Source organism: Sphingobium quisquiliarum P25, from assembly GCF_000445065.1.
In the GTDB taxonomy this organism is placed as follows: domain Bacteria; phylum Pseudomonadota; class Alphaproteobacteria; order Sphingomonadales; family Sphingomonadaceae; genus Sphingobium; species Sphingobium quisquiliarum.
Window position 1 is genome coordinate 51,224 of the sequence record NZ_ATHO01000070.1, and the last position, 24,246, is coordinate 75,469.

A 24,246-nucleotide genomic window follows, 5' to 3' on the forward strand; every position below is an offset into this window, starting at 1 on the left:
CTCTCCTTCATCCGATCTGCCGCTTGGCGAGCTTTCGGGCGAGCGTGCGGCGGTGCATGCCCAGACGCCGCGCGGCTTCGGAGATGTTGAAGTCGCTGTCTTTGAGCACTTCATGAATATGCTCCCACTCCAGGGTCTTGATTGAGGTTGGCCGGGGCGCCAGCGGGGTGGACGCGTCACCCGCCGACCGGGCGAAAGCGGCCTCGATATCATCGGTGTTGGATGGCTTGGCGAGATAGTGGGACGCGCCGAGCTTGATCGCCTCGACCGCCGTGGCGATGCTGGCAAAACCAGTCAGAACGACGATCAACATTGCCGGATCATGAGCGTGCAAGGCCTGAACGCATACAAGGCCGGATTCCGCGGCGAGTTTCAGATCGACCACGGCATATTGCGGGTTATGGCTTTCCAGAAGCGCGTTCAGCGCAGCCTGATTGTCAGCGGTGAGCACGCGGTATCCGCGCCGCTCGAACGATCGTTTCAGGGTCCGGGCAAAGGCTTCGTCATCCTCCACCAGGACGAGCAGCCTGTCTTCGCTCCAGGGCTTTTCCTCACTCATCCGCCTGCTCCTCCAGCGCCACGGTGCCCAGCGGCAACCGCATCAGAATGAGCGCGCCGCCGTCCGCGCCATTGCTGGCGCTGACGCTGCCGCCCAGCTTGCGCACCACGTTCACGACCAGAAACAGGCCCATGCCCCGGCCATCGCTGCCCTTGCTGGAGCGGTAGGGCTTGCCGAAGTCAGCCAGCATCGCCTCGCTGAACCCGCTGCCATTATCCCGCACGGCGATGTTCAGCGAATGGCTGTCCCGGCCGACGAGCAGGTCGATATAGCTCGCGCCAGCCTCCCGCGCATTGTCCAGCAAGTTGCCGATCGCTTGCCGGATCACCGGATCGGCGACGATGCGTGGATAATCATGCGGGCCAAAGTCGCAATGCAGCGGCATGCCGGGGTTGGCAGTCCGCCAGTCCCTTGCAATGCCTTCCATGAAATCGCGCACATTGGTGACTTCGGGCGCTTCGCCGCGCGCTTCGCCAGCGGACAGCAGGATGCCGGTCACGATCGCCTTGCAGCGTTGGACCGCCGCCTGCATCTCCTCCACCTCTTCCTTCAGCGCCGGGTGGCCGCTGATCTCCGGCATGTGACGCCAGTCGCCCAGCACCACGGCGAGCTGGGACAGCGGCGTTCCAAGCTCATGCGCCGCACCCGAAGCGAGCAGGCCCATGCGGACGATATGTTCCTCCTCCGCCGCCTGTTGCCGCAACCGCGCCAGATAGGCTTCGCGCGCTTGGAGGTTGCGGGCCACCGGGGTCATGAACAGCACCAGCAGAACCGCGATCATCGTCAGGCAGATCCATGTGCCTACGATGTGCAGGTCGAACAGATGTCCCTCCAGCGCGTCGGTCAGGTGCAGCGGCCGATAGACGAAGGACAGCATCGCAATACAGAGCGCCGACATGATCACGATGCCCCAGATGCTCCAGCGATCAAGCAGCACCGCGCCGAGAGCGACCTGTAGAAGATAAAGCGAGATGAACGGGTTGGTCGCGCCGCCGCTCAGGTAAAGCTGCACCGTCAGCAGCAGGACGTCGAACAGCAGCGCCACGAACAGTTCCGCATGGGCAACGTCGGTGCGGCGGCGCAGCGCGGCGAAGGTGACGATGTTCACCGCGGCGGCGATGCTGGCGACCAGCAGCATCGCCAGGATGGGCAGGCTGATGCCCATGCCCCAATGCACGAACAATATGGTCACGATCTGCCCGGCGATGGCGACCCATCGCAGTTGCACCAGCAGCGCCATATTCTTGCGCCCAGCGGCATCCGCGGGCCACTGGCCCGGCAGCCAGCGGCCGCTTATAGATGGGCGCAGCTTCACGCGTGGCGCGCTTTCCATTCATGACGCATCACGACTATGTAGGCGCCCGCCACCATCGCCGCCAGCGCGAACCATGTGATCGCATAGGGCAGGTGGTTGTTGGGAAAGCGGACCACTGTCAGCCCTCCTACCGGAAAGCCGTTGGGGGGAACCGCCTGGTCCTGATCGACGAAATAATTGGCCACCGGCGCAGGGAGGCTCTTGGCGCGCGCGATTGCTTCCACATCACGCGAATACCAGCGGCCGCCGCCGGGATCGTTGGCGCGCAGGAAGCCGCCGCCCGGCTCCGTCAGGCGCAACAGGCCGGTCACGCGCACAACGCCGCCGGGCCGCGCATAGCTGGAGCGTTCCTCGGATGGCACGAAGCCGCGATTGACGATCAGGGTGAAGCCGCCATCCGTGCGCAACGGCGTCATCACCCAATATCCCAAGCCGCGCACCGTCGATGCCTGCACCAGTGCCGCACGGTCATGCAGGAATGTGCCGCGCGCCGTGACTCGCAGATAGGCATCGTCGCTACCGGCGGATGAAGGGGCAGGGCGTGCCGGCGCATGGATGCGCGTTTCGACCTGATGGATCAGCGCCCGCTTCCAGTGGAGGCGCTGGATCTGCCATACGCCCAGGCTGACGAGCCCCGCGAACAGAAGGGCGGCGGCGATCGAAAAACCAATCAGGAAACCCGTCGCCCGCCGCCTTGCCGTCACGGCATCTGGCTCATGTCATGCGGGGACATGGCCTGCATCTGGGGCATCATGTTGGTGTTGAGGTGGTACATGACCCACATCGATCCCGCCAAGGTGATGACGACCAGGACGATGGTAAAGATCAGCGCCATCATCGTCCACCCGCTTTCAGACCGCGTATTCATGTGCAGGAAGTAGATCATGTGGACGATGATCTGCACCACGGCGAAGGCCATGATGACGATCGCGGTGGTCCGCGGATTGGCGAAGGCGCCGGTCATCACCAGCCAGAAGGGGATGGCGGTCAGGATGACGGACAGGCCAAAGCCGATCATGTAGCTGCCGAAGCTGCCATGGCTGTGCCCGGCGTCATGATGGCCGTGGGCGTCGTGCTGGTCGTGCGCGCTCATCGCAGCATCCCCATGAGATAGACGAAGGTGAAGACGCCGATCCACACGACGTCAAGGAAGTGCCAGAACATGCTGAGGCACATGAGGCGGCGCTGGTTCGCGGGGATCAGCCCTTTCTTGGCGACCTGCGCCATCAGCGTCACCAGCCAGATGATGCCGAAGGTGACGTGCAGGCCATGCGTGCCGACCAGCGCGAAGAAGGCGGACAGAAAGCCCGATCGCATCGGGGTCGCGCCTTCATGGATGAGATGCGCGAACTCGTACATCTCGATGCCCAGGAAGGCGAGGCCGAACAGGCCGGTGATGGCCAGCCAACCCTGCGTGGCGGCGACCCGGTTCTTTTCCATCGACAGCATGGCAAAGCCGTAGGTGATGGAGGAAAAGAGCAGCATCGCGGTGTTCAGCGCGACCAGCTCCAGGTCGAACAGGTCCTTGGGGCCGGGCCCCGCCGCATAGCTGCCGCCCAGCACCGCATAGGTGGCGAACAGGCAGGCGAAGATGAGGCAATCGCTCATCAGGTACATCCAGAAGCCCAGCATGGTGCTGGACCCTTCGGGATGATGCGGTTCTTCCGCCAGGTGGAAGAGGGGATTGCCGTCCTTGTCCAGGAAGGCGGGGTCTATGGTGGATACACTAGCCATGATGGTTCAGCCCTGCATCGCGAGCTGACGCATGTGCTCGCCTTCGGTGCGTTCCACCACATCCTGGGGGATGTAATAGTCGCGCTTGTAGTTGAAGGTGTGGCCGATCGCGACGGCCAGGATGCCGATGAAGCTCAGCCCCGCGAGCCACCACATATACCAGATCATGCCGACCGCGAAGGCCACGGACAGGCCGCCCAGGATGATGCCCGTCCCGGTGTTGCTGGGCATGTGGATCGGCCGGTAGCCGCCCGTGGGCCGCTGATAGCCGCGCTTCTTCATGTCGGCCCATGCGTCGGTGTCGTGAATGACCGGCGTGAAGGCGAAGTTATAGTCGGGCGGCGGCGAGCTGGTCGCCCACTCCAGCGTGCGGCCATCCCACGGGTCGCCGGTCGTGTCGCGCAGCTTATCGCGGTTGATGATGCTGACCGCGAACTGGATGAACATGCAGGCGATGCCGCCAGCGATCATGAACGCGCCCAGCGCAGCGATCTGGAACCAGATCTGCAAGCTTGGATCATCGAACACGCGCATGCGCCGGGTAACGCCCATCAGGCCCAAAATGTAGAGCGGCATGAACGCGACCCAGAAGCCGACGACCCACAGCCAGAAGCTGCGCACGCCCCACTTCTTGTCCAGCTTGAACCCGAACGCCTTGGGCCACCAATAGTTGATCGCCGCGAACAGGCCGAACAGCACGCCGCCGATGATCACGTTATGGAAATGCGCGATCAGGAACAATGAATTGTGCAGCACGAAGTCGGCGGGCGGCACCGCCAGCAGCACGCCGGTCATGCCGCCGACCACGAAGGTCAGCATGAAGGCGACTGTCCACATCATCGGCAGTTCGAACCGGATGCGGCCGCGATACATGGTGAACAGCCAGTTGAACAGCTTCGCCCCGGTCGGGATGGAGATGACCATCGTCGTGATGCCAAAGAAGCTGTTGACGCTGGCGCCCGATCCCATGGTGAAGAAGTGGTGCAGCCAGACGAGATAGCTCAGGATCGCAATGACGACCGTCGCATAGACCATAGACGAATAGCCGAAGAGGCGCTTGGACGAGAAGGTCGAGGTCACTTCGCTGAACACGCCGAACAGCGGCAGGATGAGGATGTAGACCTCGGGGTGGCCCCAGATCCAGATGAGGTTCACATACATCATCGGATTGCCGCCCATGTCGTTCGTGAAGAACGCGGTGCCGACATAGCGGTCCAGGCTCAGCAGCGCGAGAACGGCGGTCAGCACCGGGAAGGCGGCGACGATCAGCACGTTGGACAGCAGGGACGTCCACACGAAGATCGGCAGCTTCATCATCGTCATGCCGGGGGCGCGCATCTTGACGATGGTCGCGATCAGGTTGACGCCCGACAATAATGTCCCGACGCCTGCCACCTGCAAGCCCCAGATATAATAGTCCACCCCCACGCCCGGCGAGTAGGCGATGCCCGACAGCGGCGGATAGGCCAGCCAGCCGGTCCGCGCGAATTCGCCCACGAACAGCGACATCATGGTGATGACGGCACCGGCCGTCGTCATCCAGAAGCTGAAATTGTTGAGGAAGGGAAAGCTCACGTCCCGCGCGCCGATTTGCAGCGGAACCATATAGTTCATGATCCCGGTGATCATCGGCATCGCCACGAAGAAGATCATGATGACGCCGTGCGCCGTGAAGATCTGATCATAGTGATGGGCGTTCAGATAGCCTTCCGAGCCATTGAAGGCCCAGGCCTGCTGGATGCGCATCATGATCGCGTCGGCGAAACCGCGCACGAACATGATGAGGCCCAGGATCATGTACATGATGCCGATGCGCTTATGGTCGACGGTCGTGAACCAGTCGCGCCACAGCATGCCCCATAGCCGGTATTTGGTGACCAGCCCCAATATGGCGGCGCCCCCCACGGCGACCGCGAGGAAGGTGGCGATCAGGATCGGCTCGTGGATCGGAATGGCGCTCCAGTCGAGACGGCCGAAGATTAGCTTCCAGATGCCGCTATTTTCGGAGGCGGGATGGGGAGACATAAGGTTCAGGGCCTCTGGAGGAAGGTGTGGGGGAGTGCTTGGTTCAGCGGCACATCGGGCGCAAAGGCCCGTTCGTTTCGAGCGCAGTCGAGGAACATTGGCATCGCGCTTCCCGTGTCTTGGCTACGCGTGACACGAATGGAGGCAGGCGGGGCTGCCGGCATCTTACTCGCCATGATGCCCCATATGCCCATCGGCATCCTTCTGCCCCGGCGCTTCATTGCCCTGTGCTGCGGGCGTGCGCCCGGCGGCAGGGGTCATCCCTGCGGGCTGGGCGATTTCGCCGCGCTTTCCGGGCGGAAGGGGATGGAAGCCGCCGACATCGATCGTGCCGTCATGGCGCAGCCCCTGCGTGTCATGCGCCGACTCCTTGCCCGCGCCGCCATGCATGTCGGTCATCATGACCTCGTCCATGCAGCGCTTGCCCGGCTGGGCGCACATGTTGAGCGCGGCATGGAACAGCTTTGGCTCGACACTGCTGAAATAGAGCGGCGGCACTTTCTCGCTCGGCTGCTCCAGCTTCACATAGGCGGCCCGGTCCAGATTCACGCCGCTTGCCTTCACCTTGGCCACCCACTGGTCGAACCCGGCCTGATCCATTGCATGGAAGCGGAAGCGCATGTTGGAAAAGCCCGCGCCGGAATAATTGGCCGAAAAGCCTTCGAAATTGCCCGGCTTGTTCGCTACGGCGTGCAGGACGGTTTGCATGCCGGGCATGGCGTAGATTTGCCCGGCGAGCGCGGGCACGAAGAAGCTGTTCATCAACGTCGATGACGTGATCTTGAACTCGATCGGCTGATCGACCGGCGCGGCCAGTTCGTTGACGGTGGCGATTCCCAGTTCGGGATAGATGAACAGCCATTTCCAATCGAGCGCGACCACTTCGACTTGGAGCCGCTTCGCCGCCGGTTCGACCTTCCGCTCGGCATCGATGCGCTCGATCGGGCGATAGGGGTCGAGCAGATGCGTGCTGGTCCAGGTGATCGCGCCAAGCGCGATGATGATCAGCAGCGGCGCCGACCAGATCAGCAGTTCAAGGCTGGTCGAATGGTCCCAGTCAGGATCATAATCCTTCGCCTTCGCCCTTTCCCGGTAGCGCCACGCGAACCAGACCGTCATCGCCATCACCGGCAGGATGATCAGCAGCATCAGCAGCGTCGACACCAGAATGAGGTCACGTTGCTGCACAGCGACATCGCCCGCTGGTGACATGACGACCCAGTCGCACGCGCCCAAGGGCAGCAGCAACACAGGCGCAAATCGGCGGAAAACAGCGGTTGACGGGATGAGTCGGCGAACGGTCATGCTGGCCGAATAGGGGGGAGGGGAGGGGTTCGACATTGGACCTTTTGTCCTATCCCCTCGCGGGTGCGAAATCATGCATGGCCCCTTTCGACCACCGGGATGATTCGCCGTGCCGCAGCGATGCTGCATGGATTTCCCGCAGCATGAAGGCCAGCGACACCCCATGACTTCCGCGACGACCACGCCGTCTTCCACGTCGATGGAGCGCGATGCCCGCAACGTCACCGCGCGTGACAAGCGGGTTGCGCCTGGCGAGATCGCCATTGGCGTGATCATCGGCCGGACTTCGGAATTTTTCGATTTCTTCGTCTATGCCATCGCGTCCTGCATCGTCTTTCCCGCGCATGTCTTCCCTTATCTGAGCCCGCTGTCGGGCACGATCTGGTCCTTCGCCATCTTCGCGCTCGCCTTCGTCACGCGGCCGATCGGCTCCTTCCTCTTCATGGCCATCGACCGGGCCTATGGGCGCGGCGTGAAGCTGACCATCGCGTTGTTCCTCCTTGGCGGATCGACGGCCTTCATCGCCTTTCTTCCGGGATATGAGACGATCGGCGTCTGGTCGGCGGTGCTGCTCGCCGCGTTCCGCGCGGGGCAGGGCATCGCGCTGGGGGGAACCTGGGACGGGCTGGCGTCGCTGCTGTCGCTGAACGCGCCATCGAACAAGCGCGGCTGGTATGCGATGATGCCGCAGCTTGGCGCGCCCATTGCCCTTCTGGTGGCCAGCGGCCTCTTCGCCTTCTTCCTGTCCACCCTGTCGCGCGCTGACTTTATCGAGTGGGGCTGGCGCTATCCCTTCTTCGTGGCGTTCGCGATCAATGTCGTCGCGCTGTTCGCCCGGTTGCGCATCGTCGTCACCCATGAATTTGAACGGCTGTTCGAAGCGCGCGAATTGCAGCCGTCGCCGGTCGTCGAAACGGTGCGCAACGAAGGCCGCAACATCGTGATCGGCGCCTTCGCCCCGCTGGCGAGCTTTGCCCTGTTCCACATGGTCACCGTCTTCCCGCTCAGTTGGATCGCGCTCTACACGTATCAGCCGCTGGAGCGCTTCCTCGTGATCGAGGCGATCGGCGCGTGCGTCGGCATCCTGGCCATCATCGTGTCGGGTTTCGTCGCTGACATGGTGGGCCGCAGGTCTCTGCTCGGCTGGTCGGCGCTCGGCATCGGCATTTTCAGCATTCTCGCCCCGCTGCTGCTGAACGGAGGGGAACTGGCGGAGATCGCCTTCATGATCCTGGGCTTCATTCTGCTGGGGCTGAGCTTTGGCCAATCGTCGGGCGTGGTCGCCTCCAACTTCGCCAGCGCGACGCGTTACACGGGGTCCGCGCTGACGTCCGACCTTGCCTGGCTGGTGGGCGCGGGCTTCGCTCCGCTCGTCGCGCTGCTGCTGTCGAGCAATTTCGGGCTTGCGGCGTCCGGCGCCTATCTGCTGTCGGGCGCAATCGTCACGGGCCTTGCCCTGTTCATCAACAAGGAACTGGCTGGCAAGGATCGCTGAGGGTCGAGGGGCTCTATGCCCTCATCCGTTTCAGGGCTTGCCGGTCGAACCACCATGCCCTGCCGGGACGGGGTCTGAACTGCTCAAGCCAGAGCGGATAGAGGTCGGCGAGGCGCGGGGGCAGCCCGTCCGGGCCGATGCGGCTCATAATGTCGGACACGATCCGGTTCTGGTAGAAGCGCACGGAATAGTTGATCAGGCGCCGATACTGCATCCGCCAGCTTGCCGGACTGGTCAGCCGCACCGGATCGCAGAAGAAACCGGCATCTTCACAAGCAACTACCCGGTCAAGGCTCCAGGCCGCATCCGATTGCAGGTCCGTATAGGCCCAGGCCGCGACCAGACCATCATCGCCGATCAGATCCTGCGGCAGATGAAGCCCGCGATCGCGGATGCGCTGGACGAAGCTGCCCGACAGAGCATAAAGGTCCCCGAACAACCCGCCTTCCTCGCGCAGCATGCGGCGATAGTGGCTGGCGAGCCTTCCGTTCATCGGCATTCCGGCGGCTGCATTGACCTGAGGATGCCTGGCCAGAGCCGACAGCAGCGCATCGATGGAGCCTTCTGCGATCCGAGCGTCGCCGTCCATGCAGATGACCGCATCCTCATGTCCCGCGAGCAGATCATGCACGAAATGATTCCACGTCCGCGACTTTCCGCCGAAAGCGAGGTCATGCACGATGACGTTGGCCCGTCCCGCCGCTGCCTCCCGCGCGCGTGAGGCGGTCGCGTCAGTCGATCCGTTCACCAGCACATGAAAGACGATATCGGCGCGGTCGAGCGGCAGCGAACGCAGGCAAGCGGCGATCCTCTGTTCCTCCTGATGCGCGAAGATGCCGGCGGCGAGGCGCATGGTGTCAGCGGAAATCCCAGGCTTGCTGGCCATGCTGCACGCTGTCCAGCCCGTCCGCTTCCTCCTGGGCCGTACCACGCATGGGCAGCAGCACGGACAGGATCAGCGCGGCGATGGCGGAACCAGCCATAGACCATAGCGCCACCACCCCAACGCCAGCCGCCTGCGACGCCAGCGCGCCGGTCAGGCTGATGCCCGGCTCAAACCCGGCCCCGCCCATCACCGGCAGCACCATCACAGGCATCAGCATCACGCCGGTCAGCCCGCCCAGTCCATGGATCACGAAGACATCGCCGCCATCGTCGATCCGTTTGGCGAACGCAGCCTTGCCAGCCCGGCAGACGAGCACCGCCACGATGCCGGTCAGGATCGCGCCGCCCGTACCGGCAAGAGCGCCCGAAGCGGATATGGCGGCAAGCCCCGTCAGCGCTCCCGACAACGGCCCCGTGGCGGACGGTTTCCCTCCCGCGAGGCGGTCTATGAGCATCCAGCAAAGCGCGCCGGAGCAGGCCGCGAAATGAGCGTTCAATATGGCGGCGGCCGCGTCGCCGGTAGCGCCCAATGCCCAGCCGCCGAGTGCTCCCGTCCATCCCATCCATATGAGCGCGCCGCCCGCGATGCTGAGCAAGGGCGCATGGCCAGCGTCCGGCGATGAGCGCCGCCGCCCGATCATCAGCATGAGCGCCAGGCCGGAAAAGCCCGCGCTGACATGGACCACCAGAGCGCCCGCGAAGTCCATGACGCCAAGCCCTGCGAGCCAGCCGCCGCCCCAGATCCAGTGGGCCACCGGAGCATAGACGATGAGCAGCCAGAGCGGCGCGAGCGCAGCCATCCAGCCCAGACGCGCCCGCCCTGCCACCGCGCCCGGCAGCAGGCAGGCGGCGAAGACCGCCAGGCTCATCTGGAAAAGGACGAAAGCGGATTCGGGGACCGTCATCCCCTCTTGCAAGGGGTTGAGGTTCGCCAGCAGCATATTGGCTCCTCCGCCAAGCCAGCTGCTTCCCGGCGCATAGGCTAGGCTGTAGCCCGCAATCCCCCAGACCAGCGACGCACCAGCAGCCACGGCGGCGGTTTGCGCTGCGATGGCAAGGCCGTTGCGTACATTGACGAGCCCCATGTGCCGCAGCGCCAGTCCCGGCAGGGCGGCAAGCAGCACCAGAAGGCCGCACAGCATCATCCAGCCCGTATCGCCGCTATCGGCAACCGCCACCTGCGCACCGGCGGGCTGCGGGGCTGCGACGAAGAGGAAGAGGAGCAACAGGCGAGCGAACATCGGCATATCCGGCGGTCTATATTCCCGCCGTCCTACCCGCCGCCGGGTAAACAAGTTGATAAGCAAAGCGCCATGCGAGGGCGCAAGGCGCTAATAGGCCTTGCCGCCGCAGGAAATGCGTCCCGTGCCGCGATTTTCGACTTGGCAGGCGGCCTTGCCCAGGACAGTGACATCGCCCGATCCCGATGCGGTCACCTTTGCCGTGACATCGGCGGTCAGCGCGATGTTGCCCGGCCCGTCATTGCCGACCGTCGCTTGCCTGACATGCAGTTCTTCCGCCGCCACCGCGCCGGGGCCGTTCACCCGCACCGTCGCCATGCCAGCCCGCCCGGCGAGCGTGACCCGGCCAGCGCCAGCAAGGCCCAGGTTCAACTGGTCGACATCGATGGCGGCAACGCTGATGTCGCCATTGCCGCCCAGGATGATGTCGCCGCGCCCGCCCCTGATCCGGCTGACCGACACGGACCCGCCGCCTGTCAGGACGATTCGCGACAGGTCCCCGGTGGAAAGGCGCAAGGTAGCGCGCCCGCCGCCCTTGTCGCCAGATGGGCTGCGGTCCAGCGACACCGTCAGCAAGCGCCCCGACACGTCGATGCGCAGCCGGTCGATCAGGCTCTGGTCGCCTTCGATCCGTGCCGAAGCGCCCGCTCCGGTGGTGACGATGACCTCCACGGGCGCATCGACCCGGATCGCGCTGAAACTGGTTATGGTGTAGCCGCGCGTCGCCGCCGCGGCAGGATGGCTGAGCAGAAGGATCGCACAGAAAGCGAACCAGTTCCTCGATAGCCTTGCGATGCGCACCAGCCCGTTGCTCCTGCCCGATAAGCCTTTAAGCTCCGACTGATAGCTTCCTCTGCTGGCGCTGCAAGGGCAGGTGGCGGCTTCAAGCCCCTTCGTTCGTCGGAGGCGTTGGGGCAAGATCATGTCCGGCGCGATGGGAGGCTGATCAATCATGCGCATATTGTTCCTGGCATTGGGCCTGCTGGCGATCGCCGATGCTCCTGCCATCGCGCAGGACAGGGCGGCGCGATGGTGGTCCCATGTCGAAGCGCTGGCGAGCGATGCGAATGAAGGCCGGGCGACGGGCTCCCCCGGCTATGATCGCGCCGCAGACTATGTGATCGGCCAGTTCCGCGCGCTTGGGTTGAAACCTGCCGGGACGGAAGGCTACCGCCAGCCGATTTCCTTCGTCGAACAGAGAATATCGGCGGAAGAGAGCAGGGCGGTCCTGATCGGGCCAACAGGGGAAAGGCCGCTTTCCACGCCGGGCGACATCATCTTTTCGGCCGCCGGTGGCCCCCTGCCGCAGTCGCTGGACGCGCCGTTGCTGTTCGCAAGTTATGGGCTGCATTTGCCGGAGGCCGGGCATGACGATTTCGCCGGGCTGGACGTCAAGGGCAAGATCATCGTCGTGATTTCGGGTGGTCCCAGGACGATTTCGGGCGCGCTCAAATCCCATGCCCGGTCCGATCGGGCGGCATGGCTTGCCCGCAGGGGCGCGGCCGGCCTCATTATGCTGGTCACGCCCAAGCAGGTGGAGATTCCATGGGAAAGGCGAATGGCGCTTTCCACTCAGCCAGCCCTGTTCTTCAAGGACGCATCGCTGCGCGACAGCGCCACGCCCTTCGTCACGGCGCAGTGGGACCCGGCCAGGTCGGCCCTCCTGTTCGAAGGCAGCGGCAAGGACTTTTCCGCCATCGCGGCGGCTGCCGATGCGTCCGCACCGGTGCCGTCCTTTCCACTTGCCCAGCGTCTGAAAGCCGACATCGCCAGCCGCCGCGCCGATCTGTCATCCTCCAATATCATCGCGGTCATGCCCGGCGCCGATCCGCAATTGAGGAACGAATATGTTATCCTGTCCGCGCATCTGGACGGCTATGGCGTGGGCACCCCGATCAGGGGAGACGCGATCTACAATGGCGCCCTGGACAATGCATCAGGGGTGGCGAGCCTGATCGAGATCGCGCGCGCCCTGCGGGAGGGGAAGGAAAAGCCTCGCCGCTCCATCCTCTTCGCGATCGTGACGGGGGAAGAGAAGGGGCTGCTTGGCTCGCGCTATTTCGCGCGGCGGCCGACGGTTTCGCGCAAGGCGATTACCGCCAACCTCAATTTCGACATGGCTCTGCCCATCTTTCCGCTCACCAGCGTCACGCCCATCGGCTATGACCAGAGCAGCTTGGGCGATGCGGCCGCCGCCGTCAGCACAGAGATGAAGCTGCCGATCACACCCGATCCCTTTCCCGATCGCAACGTGTTCATCCGTTCGGACCAGTATAGTTTCATCCGCGAAGGCATCCCCGCGCTGTTCTTCAAATATGGTTTCAAGGCGGACAGCCCGGAAGCCACGGTGGAAAAGGCGTGGCGCGCCAATATCTACCATTCGCCCTTCGATGACGCGCGGCAACCCGTCCTCCCCGCCGAGTCGGTCAAGCTCAACGACTATGTCACCGCTGTCACGCTGCGCGTCGCCAATGCGGATGAGCGTCCTCAATGGAACAAGGACAGCTTCTTTCGCCGCTTTGCCGGGGAATGAAAAAAATGCGCGTGTGCGGCATCGCTGCGGCGGGAAGGCTTCACCGGAACCTTGATCGGCCTCCCATGGCGGCCTAGACCGCGCGGATGAGCTATGCCCCTTATCCGGCGCTTCGCCTGCGCCGTACTCGCGCCGCGACATGGAGTCGCGCCATGCACGCGGAAAATCGCCTTCATCCCAGCGACCTCCTCTGGCCGTTGTTCGTGACTGATGGAGAAGGTGTGGAAGAACCCATCGCATCGCTTCCCGGCGTGTCGCGCTGGTCCGTCGACGGCATCGTCGCCCGCGCCAGGGAAGCACGGGACGCGGGTATCCCCTGCCTCGCCCTCTTTCCCAATACGCAGCCGGACCGGCGCAGTGACGATGGCGCGGAGGCGCTCAATCCCGACAATCTCATGTGCCGCGCGATCCGTGCGATCAAGGATGCGGTGCCCGGCATCGGCATCCTGACCGATGTGGCGCTTGACCCCTATACTGTCCATGGGCAGGACGGGCTGCTGGACGAGGCGGGCTATGTCGTCAATGACGCGACGATCGACGTTCTGATCGGCCAGTCGCTCAATCAGGCCGCCGCCGGTGCCGACATCATCGCGCCCAGCGACATGATGGACGGCCGCGTCGGCGCGATCCGCGAGGCGCTGGAGGAGGAGGGGCACGCCAATGTCCAGATAATGGCCTATGCCGCCAAATATGCGAGCGCCTTTTACGGTCCATTCCGCGATGCGGTGGGCTCGCGCGGGTTGCTGAAAGGCGACAAGAAAAGCTATCAGATGGACCCCGCCAACAGCGAGGAAGCGCTGCGCGAAGTGGCGCTGGACCTGGCCGAAGGCGCGGACAGCGTCATGGTGAAGCCGGGGCTACCCTATCTGGACATCATCGCGCGGGTGAAGGACGCCTTTTCCGTGCCGGTCTTCGCCTATCAGGTGTCGGGCGAATATGCGATGATCGAGGCGGCCGCCGCTGCGGGCGCGGGCGACCGCGACGCGCTGGTGCTTGAAACGCTGCTGGCCTTCAAGCGCGCGGGTTGCTCGGGCGTTCTTACCTATCACGCGCTCCACGCCGCGCGCCTGCTGGGAGCCTGAGGCATGGCCGGTCATCTGTCCGCCGATCATCCCGGCGTCACCATCCTGCCCTTCAACGGCAAGACGCCGGTCATCGATCCCAGCGCCTTCATCGCGCCTGGATGCCACATCATCGGCGATGTAGAGATCGGGGCCGACGTCAGCATCTGGTATAACTGCGTGATCCGGGCCGATGTGAACATCATCCGCATCGGCGCGCGCACCAATATCCAGGACGGCACCGTCCTCCATTGCGACAGCGGAAGTCCGGGTAATCCGCCCGATGGATGGCCCACCATCATCGGGGAGGAAGTGCTGATCGGGCATATGGCCATGGTTCATGGCTGCGTGCTTAAGGATCGCGCCTTTGTGGGCCTCGGCAGCATCGTCATGAGCGGGTGCACGGTCGAAAGCGATGCCATGCTTGCCGCGGGCGCGCTGCTCGCGCCGGGCAAGACCGTGCCCCATCGCCAGCTATGGACCGGCCGCCCCGCCAGATATGCGAGAGACCTGACTGACGAGGCGCTGATCACCATGCGCGAGAGCGTCGACCATTATGTCCATAATGGGAAAGCGCATAAAGGCGCGCTCAAAGCGGACGGTTGACAGGAGGCGGCGGAGGCCGGTGGCCGGTCCGCGCTTCCTATCCAGGTAAGCTGACGGACAGGTGCTCAGGGCTGCGCGAGTCTGCTCTTGAGCGCATCGACACGGTCATTCTGCGAATCCACGATCGCCAGCGCCGATGCGCGGGCGGCGTCGATCTGCTCCACGCCGCCGCTGGCCTTCCCATCGGCGATGGCATTGCTTCGCTCGACATAGAGAACATCCAGGCTGGCGAGCGCCGATACGCTGTCGTTGCGCGCCGCTTCCAGCGCGCTGAGCGAAGTTTGCGCCGTCACCCATGCTTCGCTGGCGGCCGCTGATCCCGATGCCGCGCGGACGGCGCGTTCGGCAGCCGGATAGGCCTTGTCGAAGGCGGCGGCTCCGGCTTGCGCCTGAGCGGTCAGCTTGCCGACCTGCGCCTGCACGGCGGGGTCCGTCTGCGCCACGGCAGGCGCGGCGGCGGCCGGTTCGCCCATCGGCGCATTCTCGATCGAACGCTTGGCGAGCGAGGGGTAGCCGGTCAGCGTCCCCGCGCAGCCGGACAGGAAAAGGGCGAGGGAGGGCAGCAACCGGCGCAGCATCATGGGGCACTCATCTAGGCAAGCTGCGGGCGGTGCGCAATGGCGTCAGCGCGCCAATGCAGCGGCTGTCCGCGCCAGCGCCTCGATCTTGTCCGCATCGACCGGACCCTTGGGCACGACCCAACTGCCGCCGACGCATTTGACGAAGGGTTCCGCCAGCCATTTGGGTGCGCTCTCCGCGGTGATCCCGCCGGTGGGGCAGAAGCGCGCTTCGTGAAGAGGCGCGGCCAGCGCCTTGAGCGCGGGCAGTCCGCCAGAGGTTTCGGCGGGGAAGAATTTGAAATGGGAAAGGCCCATGTCCATGCCGCGCATGATGTCCCCGGCCGTGGCCGTGCCGGGCAGGAATGGCACGCCCGCAGCGACGGCGGCCTTACCCAGCGGCTCCGTAAGGCCGGGGCTGACGATGAAGCGCGCGCCCGCGTTTATCGCCGCGTCCAGTTGCGCGGGATTGAGCACGGTGCCCGCGCCCACGACCGCGCCGTCCACTTGCGCCATTTCGCGGATCACGTCGAGCGCGGCGGGCGTGCGCAACGTCACTTCCAGCGCCGGAAGACCGCCTTTCACCAGAGCGCGGGCGATCGGCAGGGCGTCCTCGACACGCTCCACCACCAGCACGGGGATGACGGGCGCCAGTTCCATCACTTGCGCAACGTTCAAATGCATCACTTCGTCTCCCGGAAGGCGGCGGCCGCGCCATACAATCCAATTTCCTCATGCAGCGCGAGGCGGATCGGCACCGTCGCCATCAGGCTTTCGAACCGGCCCTTGGCGATGAAGCGCCGGTGAAATCCGGTCTGCGGCAAAAGGTGGCGCATGCGCTGGGTAAGCCCCCCGGCAAGCACGACCGCGTGCGGGCCGTGCGCCAGGGCCAGATCGCCCGCCACCGACCCGTAGCACAGGCAGAAGCGTTCGAACGCCGCCCGTGCGAACTCATCCGTGCCATCGACTGCCGCCTGCCACAGTTCGGCATCGTCCATCAGCATGACGCGCTCATGGCCGATCGTGGCCATCGCCTTGTAGATATTGTTGAGGCCGGGGCCCGAAACCATCCGCTCCGTCGACACGCGCAGGAACTTGTCGCGCAGATAGTCGAGGATCTTGTCCTCCAGCGGATCGACCGGCGCGAAGTCCTGATGCCCGCCTTCGGTCGCGACGATATGCGGTTCGCCATCGTCAAAGGCGATCATCGCCACGCCCAGGCCTGTGCCGGGGCCAAGGACGGTCACGCCGCCATCGCGCGGAAAGGGGCGGTCGTCGCCGAACAACAAAGGCAGATTTTCCTGCGGCAGCCGCGCGACGGCATGTGCCACTGCCTCGAAATCATTGACCAGCCGCATCTGCTTGAGGCCCAGTTCCTCGTCCAGCGTTTCGGGCCGGATCATCCAGCTGCTGTTGGTCAGCTTGATCACGTCGCGCCCGATCGCCGTTGCAAAGGCGATGGAGGCGGCCTGCGGCAGATCGCCGCCCTCATCCTTGACGAAGGCCGCCCAGCAAGCCTGCAAGCTGGGGAAGTCCGCGACCTTATATTTGCGCACCTTGCCCAATGAAGGGACATTGCGCTCGTCCAGCCGCGCACGGGCGAAGCGGGCGTTGGTCCCGCCAATGTCTGCGGCGATGATATCGGTCATTGCAGGCACTTCCATCTCTTTTGCGTCGCATCGTCATGAGCGGACATCCGCGCGAGCGCCGCCGCCAGCATTGTGGCGGCGCCGATCACATTTCCGTTTCCATCGCCGCCAGGATCGGTGACGCGCCCTGTTCGGCAAGGTCGCTGTGATGGCGGAAGAGGGCGAACAGCTCGCGCCCCGTGTCGTAGGGCGGCGGCGGGGGCGCAGGTAGGTCCCGCGCATTCCATTCGGCGGCATCGACCAGCGCCTCGATCACGCCGGTTTCGGCGCAGACGCGGACCATGTCGCCATCCTTCAGCCTGGCGATCGGCCCGCCGCCCAGAGCTTCGGGCGACAGATGGATGGCGGCAGGCACCTTGCCCGAAGCGCCGGACATGCGGCCGTCCGTCACCAGAGCGACGCGGAAACCCCGGTCCTGCAACACGCCCAGCGCGGGGGTCAGCTTGTGCAGTTCCGGCATGCCGTTGGCGCGCGGTCCCTGGAAACGCATGACGACCACCACGTCCCGCTCCAGCTCTCCCGCCTTGAACGCCCGCAGCACATCGTCCTGATCGTGGAAGATCGCGGCGGGGGCTTCGATCGTCCAGCGTTCGCGATCGACCGCGCTCACCTTCATGACGCAGCGGCCCAGATTGCCCGCAAGCAGGCGCATGCCGCCATCCGGGCTGAACGGATCGGAAACAGGACGCAGGATCGAAAGATCGCGGGAAGCGGGAACGTCGCGCCATTGCAGCGCCTCATCCTCGATCACCGGCTCCTTGCCATAATCGGTCAACCCGTCCCGCGCGACGGTCAATATGTCCCGGTGCAACAGGCCATTGTCCAGCAACTCGCGGATCACCACGGACATGCCGCCCGCCGCATGGAAATTGTTCACGTCACCCGCGCCGTTGGGATAGACCCGCGCCAGCAGCGGCACGACATCGGAAATCTCCGCGAAATCGGTCCAGTCGATGGTGATGCCCGCTGCACGGGCGATGGCGGGCAGATGGATGGCGTGATTGGTCGATCCGCCCGTCGCCATCAGGCCGATGATCGCGTTGACGATCGCCTTTTCATCGATGCAATGGCCCAGCGGCCGGTAATCGTCGCCGTCCCAGCCGATCGCCGTCACGCGATGGACCGCCGCGCGGGTCAATTCGCTGCGCAGCTTCGTGCCCGGATTGACGAAGGATGCGCAGGGCATGTGCAGGCCCATCACCTCCATCATCATCTGGTTGCTGTTGGCGGTGCCGTAGAAGGTGCAGGTGCCAGCGCCATGATAGCTCGCGCTTTCCGACTCAAGCAGTTCCTCCCTGCCGACCTTGCCCTCCGCATAAAGCTGCCGGATGCGCACCTTTTCCTTGTTGGCGAGGCCCGATGGCATCGGCCCGCCGGGCACCAATATGGTAGGCAGGTGGCCAAAGCGCAGCGCGCCGATCAGCAGCCCCGGCACGATCTTGTCGCAAATGCCCAGCAGCAGCGCGCCTTCGAACATGGCATGTGACAGCGCCACCGCCGTCGCCAGCGCGATCGTGTCGCGGGAAAAGAGCGACAGGTCCATGCCTGCCTGCCCCTGGGTCACGCCGTCGCACATGGCGGGAACGCCGCCCGCCACCTGCGCCGTCGCGCCGGCTTCGCGCGCGGCGATCTTGATGGCTTCGGGATAGCGGCCATAGGGCTGATGCGCCGACAGCATGTCGTTATAGGCGGTGACGATGCCGATATTCATCGCCTGACCGGACCGGATCACCGGCTTGTCCTCGCCACTGGCGGCGAAACCGTGCGCCAGATTGCCGCAGGACAACTGCGTCCGGTTGGTGCCCGCGTCGCGCCCGCGCTCGATCAGGTCCAGATATTTGCGCCGCTGCGGCGCGCTGCGTTTGATAATGCGATCGGTGACCTTGGCGATCACCGGATGAAGGTCAGTCATGCCAGCTGGCTCCGTCTCGTTCGATAAGGGCAATGGCCGAGGACGGTCCCCAGTTCCCCGCTGCGTAGGGAGCGGGCTTCATCCCCGCTGCCTTCCAGCCGTCGATGATCGAATCGATCCAGGCCCACTGCGCTTCCACCTCGTCGCGGCGCACGAACAGCGTCTGGTCGCCCGCGAGCAGGTCCAGGATCAGCCGTTCATAGGCGATCCGGCGGCGCTGGCCCGCAAAGGCGGCGGTCAGCGACACGTCCAGCGTCACTTCCTCCAGATGAACGTCCCGCTCCAGCCCCGGCCTTTTGCTCATGATCAGCAGGCGGATATATTCCTCCGGCTGAAGGCGGATGATGAGCCTGTTGGGTTCCAGGCCGGACCCGCGCCCGTCGCGGCCGAAGATGGAATGACGAACGGGCTTGAACTGGATCTGGATTTCCGACTGACGCGTCGGCATCCGCTTGCCCGTGCGCAGGTAGAAGGGGACGCCCTGCCAGCGCCAATTGTCGATGAAGGCCTTGAGCGCGACGAATGTTTCCGTGTCCGATGGCCGTCCCAGCTCATCGGCATAGCCCGCGACGATCTCTCCGCCCACGGCCCCGGACGTATATTGACCGCGCACGCTCAGGGTCTTGACCGTTTCGGCCGTCATGGGCCGCAATGAACGCAGCACTTTCACCTTTTCGTCGCGCACGGCGGTCGAATCCATGCGGGCAGGGGGCTCCATGGCGATGATCGACAGGATTTGCAGCACGTGATTCTGCACCATGTCACGCAGCGCGCCGACGCCGTCATAATAGGAAACGCGGCCTTCCAGGCCCACCGTTTCCCCGACGGTGATCTGCACATGATCGATCGCCGTGGCGTTCCACAACGGTTCGAACATCACATTGCCAAAGCGCAGCGCCAGCAGGTTCTGCACCGTTTCCTTGCCCAGATAATGGTCGACGCGGAAAATCTGGCTTTCATCGACCAGCGCGCCGATGCCGTCATTCACTTGCTTGGATGAAGCGAGGTCCTTGCCGATCGGCTTTTCCATGGCGATGCGCGACGTGGGCGTCAGCAGCCCCGCATCGGCCAGCCCTTGCGCAGTGGGCGCGAACAGCGACGGCGGGGTGGAAAGATAGACGGTCAGGCCCCGTTCGGCGCGTCCGTCCAGCCGTTCCGCCAGCTTCCTGAACTGCCCGGCATTGCCTGCTTCCACCGGCTGATAGACGATCATGCCGCACAGCTTGCCCGCGACCTCGGCATCATAGCGATCGGCGCCGACGAATTTCCGCAGGGCCTGATCGATGTCCTTGCGAAAAGCGGCATCGTCCATCTCTGTCCGCCCCGACGCCACGATCAGGAAGTCGTCCGGCAACAGCCCGTCCGCCAGAAGATTGTAGAGCGAGGGAAAGATCATGCGGTGCGCCAGGTCGCCCGTGGCGCCGAACAGCAGGAACGTGGCAGACGGATCGGTCAAAGGATGCCCTTTTCCGTTGGAGTTGGTCATGTCTGCACGAAACCGCCCATATACCGGCGAAGTTTCGTTACGCAAGGAGGCTATAAGCCGTAGGGCGGGGACGCAACGGCAGATGGCGGAGCGATCGCATCCCGGCCTGATTTTTGTCTGGACGATGCGGCTCTATTTTGCCATTTGGCGCGAACATCCATGCATGCGGGCGTGGTGAAACTGGTAGACGCGCCGGACTCAAAATCCGGTTCCGAAAGGAGTGTCGGTTCGATTCCGACCGCCCGCACCAAAGCGCAATCTGCTCCTGCGAAGGCAGGAGTCCAGATCGAACCTTGAAACTGGCTTCTGTCGTTGCCTGAAATAATTGATGGCGGCATGGACCTTGGCGTCAATAAAAACCCGATGGCCGAAGCCATCGGGTCAGGTGAGCTTTTACCAGGTAAAAGCCTCGGGTCGCTCGCCGGACCTACAGAAAAAATGTGACCGATCCACGAAAATCGGCCGGTCCATCCATATCGGACCAATTCATCCATTATTGAGAGATCAGGCGGTGACGTGCGCCGCCTGCGCCTTGAACCAGGGAATCATCCGGCTGATCGCATCTTGCACCTGGGCCGTGGATACGGCGAAGCTGAACCTTATATGCCGCCGCCCCTCATCCGGGTCGAAGTCGACCCCCGGCGCAGTCGCCACGCCGGTGTCATGAAGCAGCTTCCGGCAGAAAGCCAGGCTGTCGCCGGTCAGGTGGCCGACATCGGCATAAATGTAGAAGGCGCCGTCAGGCGGCGCGATTTCCCGCAGGCCCAATGCTGGCAAGGCCGCCAGCAGCAGTTCGCGGTTGCGCCCGTAGGTGGCGACATGGCCATCAAGTTCGTCGTGGGCGTCGAACGCCTTCAAGCCCGCATGCTGCGCGAGGGAAGGGGGCATCAGGAAAAGGTTCCCCATCCGCGCCCGCGCTGTTTCCACCAGGTCATGCGGCACCACGACCCAGCCCAGCCGCCACCCCGCCATGGAAAAATATTTGGAAAAGCTGTTCACCACCACCGCGCCGGGCGCATATTCCAACATGCTGCGGGCAGGCGCGCCATAGGACAGGCCGTGATAGATTTCGTCCGATACGATCCTGATCCCGCGCTGCGCGCACAGGCCGGCGATGCGCGCCATCTCTTCGGGCGGAATGATAGTGCCGGTCGGGTTCGCCGGACTGGCGACGATCAGCCCTTGCGGCGCGGGATTGATCGCGGCCAGCGCATCGGCGCTGATCTGGTAGCGTTCCGCCGGGCCGCAGGCGACTTCCTCCGGCTCCAGGTACAGGGCTTTGATCGTGTTGCGATAGGCGACATAGCCGGGCCGGGCGATGACCACCCGGTCGCCGGGCATGAAAAGGCTGTTGAGCGCCAGGACCAGCCCCGGCGATGCCCCGCAGGTGAGCAGGATCTGCTCGGCCTCGACCGTCGCGCCATGCCGTTCGCGATAATGGCGCGCGATCCGTTCCTTGAGCGCGGGACTTTCCCAATAGCCCATGGGGTCGCTGTCCAGCACGCGATGCGCTTCGGCAATGGCGGTGGCGGGCGCGCCTGTCGACGGCTGGCCGAACTCCATGTGCAGGATCGATCGGCCTTCCGCCTCCAACCGATGGGCTTCGCGGCTGATGGCAATGGCGTGAAAGGGATCGATCTGCGCAACCATGCAGCGTGCCTAGGCGCGGAGGTGCCGGCCCGCAACCATCTTGACCGCTACTCGCTGATCCAGACCTCGACCGATACGCTCTGCTGGTTCAGCGCAAGGCGGATCGGCAGTTCCTCGACGGGTCCGCCAGCCAATGCGCGATCGTAAATGGCGATCTTCGCCGCTCCGCTGATTTGCAGGAAGATGTGGCGGCTGGACAATATCGCCCGTGCGCTCATCGACATGCGCTGGTGCGGCGCGGCGGGAGGCGTGACCGCGAGCGTCAGCGCCTTCGTCGAAAGCCCTTCGGCCAATTCCTTCGCCTCCGGGAACAGAGAGGCGGTATGCCCGTCTTCGCCCATGCCCAGCGCTATGATGTCGATCGGCCATGGCAATTGCGCGAAGGCGGCTTCGCAGGCGGGCTGCCCGGCATAGGCGTCAGCGGCGTCATTCTTCATGCCCACGAACCGCGCCTTGGCCGCTTCTCCCTGAAGCAGCGTTTCGCGAATCAGCCGTTCGTTGCTGTCCGCATGATCCGGCTCCACCCAGCGTTCATCGACCAGGGTGACGATGACCTTGGCCCACTCCAGCCTGGCCTGCGACAAAGCCTCCAGCACCGGCCGGGGCGACCGGCCGCCCGACAGGGCGATCGTGGCGACGCCGCGCGCCGCTATGGCGTCTTCCAGCAAGACGGCGATCCGCCGCGCCATGTCCCCTGCCGCCAGCGCGCTGTCGACGAAGCGATGTTCGGTAGGCATGGTTCAACTCTCTTCGGGAAGGGTGCAGATGTCGATCCATTTCGCACCGGTCAGTTCGGCAAGCCTTTCCGGCCTCAACTCGACGGAGGTGGTGCGCGATCCGGCAGCGGGAAACACCGTCTCGAAATCGCGCAAGGATATGTCGCAATAGACGGGCAGGGGCGTGGCGAGGCCGAAGGGGCAGACACCCCCGACCGGGTGGCCGGTCAGTTCCTCCACCTCCTCGCGGTCCAGCATGCGCGGCTTCGCGCCCAGCGCCGCTTTCGCCTTGCCATTGTTCAGCCGGGCGTCTCCCCGCGCCACGACCAGCGCGACCTCGTCGCCGATCCGCAGGGACAATGTCTTGGCGATACGGGCGGGGATGACGCCCAGCGCTTCGGCCGCTTCCGCGACCGTGGCCGTGCTGACGCCCTGATCGATGACCGGCACGTCAGGCGCATGAGTGGAAAAGAAGGCGCGAACCGTCTCTTCGCTCATTCGCCGCGAATCTCGCTCAGCTTACGTTCCCAGGCGAGCGCGTGCGTCACGATCTGGTCCAGATCGGCATAGCGCGGCTGCCAGGGAAATTCCGCCATGATCGCGCGATTGTCGGAAATGAGCGAATCAGGGTCGCCCGCGCGCCGCCCTTCCATGCGGCGTTCGATCTTGAGGTTGGTCACCCGGTCGACGGCATCCAGCACCTCAAGCACGGAAAAGCCGCGCCCATATCCGCAGTTGAGCAGATAATTCTTGTCCGGCGCCGCCATCAGGGCGTCGAGCGCCAGGACATGCGCCGCCGCCAGGTCCGTGACGTGAATATAATCGCGCACGCCGGTGCCATCGGGCGTGTCGAAATCCGTGCCAAACACCGAAACGCCCTCGCGCTTCCCAAGCGCCGCCTCGACCGCCACCTTGATGAGGTGCGTGGCACCCGCCGTCGACTGGCCCGACCGGCCGTCCGGGTCGGCACCGGCGACGTTGAAATAACGCAGCGCGCAGAAATTCATCGGATGCGCCGCCGCCACGTCGCGCAGCATATATTCGGTCATCAGCTTCGACATGCCATAGGGGTTGATCGGCCGCTGCGGCGTGCTTTCCCTGACCGGGCTTTCCTCCGGGATGCCATAGGTCGCGGCGGTCGAGGAGAAGATGAAGTGCGGCACCCCTGTGGCGACGACGCTTTCGATCAGGTCGCGAGTCTTGGCGCTGTTGTTGTGATAATATTTGAGCGGGTTTTCGACCGACTCCGGCACCACGACCGATCCGGCAAAGTGCATCACCGCCTTCACGCCATGGTCGCGCAGCGTCTGCTGCACCAGCGGCTGGTCGGCAATGTCGCCCTCGACGAAAGCCACGTCCTCCGGCACCGCCCAGCGGAATCCCGTCACCAGATTGTCGATCACCACCACGCCATAGCCCGCATCGCGCAGCGCCAGAACCGCATGGCTGCCGATGTAACCGGCGCCCCCCGTGACCAGAACCGTCGGCTTGTCGCTCATAAAGGGAATATCTCCAGC

23 protein-coding genes and 1 tRNA gene are annotated in these 24,246 nt (G+C 64.5%); 5 read left to right on the forward strand and 19 right to left on the reverse strand.

Annotation, left to right across the window (positions count from 1 at the left end; all coding sequences use genetic code 11):
* Positions 1-7 precede the first annotated feature (7 nt).
* The 7 genes from L288_RS30120 to cyoA all read right to left on the reverse strand — a co-directional run bounded on the left by L288_RS30120 (position 8) and on the right by cyoA (position 6,938).
* Positions 8-559: a response regulator transcription factor gene (locus tag L288_RS30120; protein WP_021237909.1), complete on the reverse strand. Its 552-nt coding sequence runs from the start codon at positions 557-559 to the stop codon at positions 8-10.
* Positions 552-1,892 (reverse strand): ATP-binding protein, encoded by a 1,341-nt coding sequence (locus L288_RS30125; RefSeq protein ID WP_021237910.1) that lies wholly within the window; start codon positions 1,890-1,892, stop codon positions 552-554. The genes L288_RS30120 and L288_RS30125 overlap by 8 nt, the downstream gene beginning before the upstream one ends.
* Positions 1,871-2,578, reverse strand: coding sequence for an SURF1 family protein (locus L288_RS30130; protein ID WP_021237911.1), 708 nt, complete (start codon positions 2,576-2,578; stop codon positions 1,871-1,873). The genes L288_RS30125 and L288_RS30130 overlap by 22 nt, the downstream gene beginning before the upstream one ends.
* Entirely contained in the window at positions 2,575-2,967 is a 393-nt protein-coding gene (gene cyoD / locus L288_RS30135; protein WP_021237912.1) for a cytochrome o ubiquinol oxidase subunit IV, read from the reverse strand. The genes L288_RS30130 and cyoD overlap by 4 nt, the downstream gene beginning before the upstream one ends.
* Entirely contained in the window at positions 2,964-3,608 is a 645-nt protein-coding gene (cyoC, locus tag L288_RS30140; protein WP_021237913.1) for a cytochrome o ubiquinol oxidase subunit III, read from the reverse strand. The genes cyoD and cyoC overlap by 4 nt, the downstream gene beginning before the upstream one ends.
* A gap of 6 nt (positions 3,609-3,614) precedes the next feature.
* Positions 3,615-5,633, reverse strand: a complete 2,019-nt coding sequence (cyoB, locus tag L288_RS30145; protein ID WP_021237914.1) for a cytochrome o ubiquinol oxidase subunit I — start codon at positions 5,631-5,633, stop codon at positions 3,615-3,617.
* 165 nt (positions 5,634-5,798) lie between these two features.
* Positions 5,799-6,938, reverse strand: a complete 1,140-nt coding sequence (cyoA, locus tag L288_RS30150) for a ubiquinol oxidase subunit II (RefSeq protein ID WP_031304244.1) — start codon at positions 6,936-6,938, stop codon at positions 5,799-5,801.
* A 163-nt stretch (positions 6,939-7,101) separates the two neighbouring features.
* Here cyoA and L288_RS30155 point away from each other — a divergent pair, with 163 nt between their 5' ends.
* Positions 7,102-8,433 (forward strand): MFS transporter, encoded by a 1,332-nt coding sequence (locus tag L288_RS30155; protein WP_031304245.1) that lies wholly within the window; start codon positions 7,102-7,104, stop codon positions 8,431-8,433.
* A gap of 13 nt (positions 8,434-8,446) precedes the next feature.
* Here L288_RS30155 and L288_RS30160 read toward each other — a convergent pair whose 3' ends face one another.
* The 3 genes from L288_RS30160 to L288_RS30170 form a co-directional block, all read right to left on the reverse strand.
* Positions 8,447-9,286 (reverse strand): glycosyltransferase, encoded by an 840-nt coding sequence (locus L288_RS30160; RefSeq protein WP_031304247.1) that lies wholly within the window; start codon positions 9,284-9,286, stop codon positions 8,447-8,449.
* A gap of 4 nt (positions 9,287-9,290) precedes the next feature.
* Entirely contained in the window at positions 9,291-10,565 is a 1,275-nt protein-coding gene (locus L288_RS30165) for an ammonium transporter (RefSeq protein WP_031304249.1), read from the reverse strand.
* Between the two features lie 84 nt (positions 10,566-10,649).
* Complete coding sequence (locus L288_RS30170) at positions 10,650-11,354, reverse strand: head GIN domain-containing protein (RefSeq protein ID WP_408020530.1); 705 nt, start codon at positions 11,352-11,354, stop codon at positions 10,650-10,652.
* Between the two features lie 157 nt (positions 11,355-11,511).
* Here L288_RS30170 and L288_RS30175 point away from each other — a divergent pair, with 157 nt between their 5' ends.
* The 3 genes from L288_RS30175 to L288_RS30185 all read left to right on the forward strand — a co-directional run bounded on the left by L288_RS30175 (position 11,512) and on the right by L288_RS30185 (position 14,759).
* Entirely contained in the window at positions 11,512-13,092 is a 1,581-nt protein-coding gene (locus L288_RS30175; RefSeq protein ID WP_021237921.1) for a M28 family metallopeptidase, read from the forward strand.
* An 86-nt stretch (positions 13,093-13,178) separates the two neighbouring features.
* Entirely contained in the window at positions 13,179-14,174 is a 996-nt protein-coding gene (hemB, locus tag L288_RS30180; protein ID WP_030541666.1) for a porphobilinogen synthase, read from the forward strand.
* A gap of 3 nt (positions 14,175-14,177) precedes the next feature.
* The gene (locus L288_RS30185; protein WP_021237923.1) at positions 14,178-14,759 is read left to right on the forward strand and encodes a gamma carbonic anhydrase family protein; all 582 of its coding nucleotides are present in this window, start codon (positions 14,178-14,180) and stop codon (positions 14,757-14,759) included.
* Positions 14,760-14,824: 65 nt separating this feature from the next.
* On the opposite strand, the gene L288_RS30190 is transcribed toward L288_RS30185, so the two are convergent.
* The 5 genes from L288_RS30190 to zwf all read right to left on the reverse strand — a co-directional run bounded on the left by L288_RS30190 (position 14,825) and on the right by zwf (position 20,333).
* A complete protein-coding gene (locus tag L288_RS30190) occupies positions 14,825-15,340 on the reverse strand; it encodes a hypothetical protein (protein ID WP_021237924.1) in 516 nt (171 codons plus the stop codon).
* 42 nt (positions 15,341-15,382) lie between these two features.
* Positions 15,383-16,000 carry a bifunctional 4-hydroxy-2-oxoglutarate aldolase/2-dehydro-3-deoxy-phosphogluconate aldolase gene (eda, locus tag L288_RS30195; protein WP_021237925.1) on the reverse strand — a complete coding sequence of 206 codons (618 nt, stop codon included), beginning with the start codon at positions 15,998-16,000 and terminating at the stop codon, positions 15,383-15,385.
* Complete coding sequence (glk, locus tag L288_RS30200) at positions 16,000-16,980, reverse strand: glucokinase (RefSeq protein WP_084465694.1); 981 nt, start codon at positions 16,978-16,980, stop codon at positions 16,000-16,002. The genes eda and glk overlap by 1 nt, the downstream gene beginning before the upstream one ends.
* Before the next feature lie 70 nt (positions 16,981-17,050).
* The gene (edd, locus tag L288_RS30205; protein WP_021237928.1) at positions 17,051-18,877 is read right to left on the reverse strand and encodes a phosphogluconate dehydratase; all 1,827 of its coding nucleotides are present in this window, start codon (positions 18,875-18,877) and stop codon (positions 17,051-17,053) included.
* Complete coding sequence (gene zwf / locus L288_RS30210; RefSeq protein ID WP_021237929.1) at positions 18,870-20,333, reverse strand: glucose-6-phosphate dehydrogenase; 1,464 nt, start codon at positions 20,331-20,333, stop codon at positions 18,870-18,872. Before zwf ends, edd begins: the two co-directional genes overlap by 8 nt.
* Positions 20,334-20,528: 195 nt before the next feature.
* Between zwf and L288_RS30215 the strand changes: the two genes are divergently transcribed.
* Positions 20,529-20,613, forward strand: a tRNA-Leu gene (locus tag L288_RS30215).
* A 254-nt stretch (positions 20,614-20,867) separates the two neighbouring features.
* Here the strand turns inward: L288_RS30215 and L288_RS30220 are convergent.
* The 4 genes from L288_RS30220 to galE are packed head-to-tail and all read right to left on the reverse strand — an operon-like array spanning position 20,868 to position 24,228.
* On the reverse strand, positions 20,868-22,013 hold the full coding sequence (locus L288_RS30220) for an aminotransferase class I/II-fold pyridoxal phosphate-dependent enzyme (protein WP_021237930.1): 1,146 nt from the start codon (positions 22,011-22,013) through the stop codon (positions 20,868-20,870).
* Between the two features lie 47 nt (positions 22,014-22,060).
* Entirely contained in the window at positions 22,061-22,750 is a 690-nt protein-coding gene (pgl, locus tag L288_RS30225; protein WP_021237931.1) for a 6-phosphogluconolactonase, read from the reverse strand.
* A gap of 3 nt (positions 22,751-22,753) precedes the next feature.
* Complete coding sequence (locus L288_RS30230) at positions 22,754-23,227, reverse strand: YbaK/EbsC family protein (protein WP_021237932.1); 474 nt, start codon at positions 23,225-23,227, stop codon at positions 22,754-22,756.
* Positions 23,224-24,228, reverse strand: coding sequence for a UDP-glucose 4-epimerase GalE (galE, locus tag L288_RS30235; protein ID WP_021237933.1), 1,005 nt, complete (start codon positions 24,226-24,228; stop codon positions 23,224-23,226). Before galE ends, L288_RS30230 begins: the two co-directional genes overlap by 4 nt.
* Between the last annotated feature and the right edge of the window lie 18 nt (positions 24,229-24,246).

What these genes read in the sequence shown, in the direction of transcription:
- L288_RS30120 (WP_021237909.1), bottom strand. Translation starts at nt 559, where the DNA reads ATGAGTGAGGAAAAGCCCTGGAGCGAAGACAGGCTGCTCGTCCTGGTG.
- L288_RS30125 (WP_021237910.1), bottom strand. Translation starts at nt 1,892, where the DNA reads ATGGAAAGCGCGCCACGCGTGAAGCTGCGCCCATCTATAAGCGGCCGC.
- cyoD (WP_021237912.1), bottom strand. Translation starts at nt 2,967, where the DNA reads ATGAGCGCGCACGACCAGCACGACGCCCACGGCCATCATGACGCCGGG.
- cyoC (WP_021237913.1), bottom strand. Translation starts at nt 3,608, where the DNA reads ATGGCTAGTGTATCCACCATAGACCCCGCCTTCCTGGACAAGGACGGC.
- cyoB (WP_021237914.1), bottom strand. Translation starts at nt 5,633, where the DNA reads ATGTCTCCCCATCCCGCCTCCGAAAATAGCGGCATCTGGAAGCTAATC.
- cyoA (WP_031304244.1), bottom strand. Translation starts at nt 6,938, where the DNA reads ATGACCGTTCGCCGACTCATCCCGTCAACCGCTGTTTTCCGCCGATTT.
- L288_RS30155 (WP_031304245.1), top strand. Translation starts at nt 7,102, where the DNA reads ATGACTTCCGCGACGACCACGCCGTCTTCCACGTCGATGGAGCGCGAT.
- L288_RS30160 (WP_031304247.1), bottom strand. Translation starts at nt 9,286, where the DNA reads ATGCGCCTCGCCGCCGGCATCTTCGCGCATCAGGAGGAACAGAGGATC.
- L288_RS30165 (WP_031304249.1), bottom strand. Translation starts at nt 10,565, where the DNA reads ATGCCGATGTTCGCTCGCCTGTTGCTCCTCTTCCTCTTCGTCGCAGCC.
- L288_RS30175 (WP_021237921.1), top strand. Translation starts at nt 11,512, where the DNA reads ATGCGCATATTGTTCCTGGCATTGGGCCTGCTGGCGATCGCCGATGCT.
- hemB (WP_030541666.1), top strand. Translation starts at nt 13,179, where the DNA reads ATGAGCTATGCCCCTTATCCGGCGCTTCGCCTGCGCCGTACTCGCGCC.
- L288_RS30185 (WP_021237923.1), top strand. Translation starts at nt 14,178, where the DNA reads ATGGCCGGTCATCTGTCCGCCGATCATCCCGGCGTCACCATCCTGCCC.
- L288_RS30190 (WP_021237924.1), bottom strand. Translation starts at nt 15,340, where the DNA reads ATGATGCTGCGCCGGTTGCTGCCCTCCCTCGCCCTTTTCCTGTCCGGC.
- eda (WP_021237925.1), bottom strand. Translation starts at nt 16,000, where the DNA reads ATGCATTTGAACGTTGCGCAAGTGATGGAACTGGCGCCCGTCATCCCC.
- glk (WP_084465694.1), bottom strand. Translation starts at nt 16,980, where the DNA reads ATGGAAGTGCCTGCAATGACCGATATCATCGCCGCAGACATTGGCGGG.
- edd (WP_021237928.1), bottom strand. Translation starts at nt 18,877, where the DNA reads ATGACTGACCTTCATCCGGTGATCGCCAAGGTCACCGATCGCATTATC.
- L288_RS30220 (WP_021237930.1), bottom strand. Translation starts at nt 22,013, where the DNA reads ATGGTTGCGCAGATCGATCCCTTTCACGCCATTGCCATCAGCCGCGAA.
- pgl (WP_021237931.1), bottom strand. Translation starts at nt 22,750, where the DNA reads ATGCCTACCGAACATCGCTTCGTCGACAGCGCGCTGGCGGCAGGGGAC.
- L288_RS30230 (WP_021237932.1), bottom strand. Translation starts at nt 23,227, where the DNA reads ATGAGCGAAGAGACGGTTCGCGCCTTCTTTTCCACTCATGCGCCTGAC.
- galE (WP_021237933.1), bottom strand. Translation starts at nt 24,228, where the DNA reads ATGAGCGACAAGCCGACGGTTCTGGTCACGGGGGGCGCCGGTTACATC.